Origin of the sequence: Sphingobacterium sp. IITKGP-BTPF85, from assembly GCF_001006065.1 — a bacterium.
Taxonomy (GTDB): domain Bacteria; phylum Bacteroidota; class Bacteroidia; order Sphingobacteriales; family Sphingobacteriaceae; genus Sphingobacterium; species Sphingobacterium anhuiense.
On record NZ_ASZT02000312.1, the window covers coordinates 1 to 1,176 of the forward strand.

The window sequence follows — 1,176 nt, forward strand, 5'->3', positions numbered from 1 at the left end:
AAATACTTATACGTTCCTGTTCGGGAGTCTGTTTCACATTGCCATTCCCGGGAAAACTCCCTGTTCCAAATTCTTCAGATTCTTTACGCCATTTATATAATTGGGCGGCTGATACACCTAATTCACGGGCAAGCTCAGAAATGTTTTTCCTGCTTTTACTTAACTCAACAGCACGTTCTTTAAATGTGCGGTCGATTTTTTACGGACTTTTGTCATTATTTCAAAATTAAGATATTTATTGTTCTTAACTTCATCTGCCGACTAAGTTAGCAACTCCATAGTTGAAATACCCAGAAAAAGTATAGTTAAAATCCACTTTTAAGTATATCATAATCTAACTATCCTTGAAGATAAAAAAACCAATTTTACTAGGATGATCCTGCAGGTAAGATGATCTGCTAACATATTTAAGTAAGTAAAAGGTAATCATAAAATCCCCCATTGCAACTAATATAAAAAGATATCCAAAAAAATAAATCAATAAATTACCCAAAGACAATCCTATCAAAATGGGAACTATTCCTAGAACAATTGCTGGCATAATTATACCAAAAATATAAGGATTTCTTTTTAAAGGAACCTTACAATGGCAATAAGGCGTTAATGTCTCTTTTATAATTCCAAATTTTATAGATTTAAATCCACCAATATTTGAACATAAAACCCAGGTCAGTCCATGAAGTAACTCATGTAATACAATTCCAATTAATATAGACAAGACAATATACAAACAGTATAAGCTTAGATCGCCAGCACTCATGCCATATACATACCCTTGCATATTTTTAATTTCAAATTGATGCTTCCATAGGATGTAATAGCATATAAATAAAATAAAACTGATAGGGAATACCAATTTTAATATCAAATTGCTTGCATCTTTCTCCTTAATTGTAAATTCCTCTTTTTCAGTTTCATTTAAAATATGACTCATAAAATATTAATAATTAGTGTTGATAATTGAATCTAGTCAAATTTTATAGTTGGAATATCCAATCTACCTTTAAAATCATCTAAAGTTTCTGAATTAATTTTAGCTTTTCTCTTAATTTTTGAAAAATCATAATCATTGCCATTTATCATAGTAGTCGTACTCAAATTTTCTTTTTAGTGTATTAAATCCATCAAAAATAACTTTTACTCTATTAAAGAGACTGGAGTTGCTACATTTGAGTG

The 1,176-nt window shown here is 29.6% G+C and carries 2 protein-coding genes; both read right to left on the reverse strand.

Annotated features, from left to right (window positions below; all coding sequences use genetic code 11):
- Positions 1-196: transposase (locus L950_RS37660; RefSeq protein ID WP_156169876.1), on the reverse strand; the 196-nt coding region annotated here is incomplete at its 3' end.
- Positions 197-334: 138 nt separating this feature from the next.
- Entirely contained in the window at positions 335-781 is a 447-nt protein-coding gene (locus L950_RS25370) for a DUF3267 domain-containing protein (RefSeq protein WP_197086694.1), read from the reverse strand.
- Positions 782-1,176: the final 395 nt, after the last annotated feature.